This is a genomic window from Micromonospora sp. DH13 (assembly GCF_020873825.1).
GTDB classification, from domain to species: Bacteria; Actinomycetota; Actinomycetes; order Mycobacteriales; family Micromonosporaceae; genus Micromonospora; species Micromonospora haikouensis.
On sequence record NZ_JAHWGR010000129.1, the window covers coordinates 1 to 255 of the forward strand.

1 pseudogene is annotated in these 255 nt (G+C 67.8%); it reads left to right on the top strand.

Going from position 1 to position 255, the window contains the following annotated elements:
• A pseudogene (locus LPA42_RS33580) lies at positions 1 to 233 on the top strand (hypothetical protein); the annotation flags it as partial.
• Positions 234 to 255 lie beyond the last annotated feature (22 nt).

Below are 255 nucleotides of genomic sequence, written 5' to 3' on the forward strand. Positions count from 1 at the left end.
TCGGCCTGTTCCAGCAGCGCCCGTCCAGCGGGTGGGGTTCGCCGGAGCAGATCACCGACCCGCAGTATGCGACGACGGCGTTCCTCAAGGGCCTCCGACAGGTCGACGGCTGGCAGGACATGCCGCTAACCGATGCCGCCCAGACGGTGCAGGTCTCCGCCTACCCCGACGCGTACGCGCAGTGGGAGCAGCAGGCCGCCGACCTCGTCGCGCAGCACTGGAACAACAGCTGACACCACACACATACACACACGC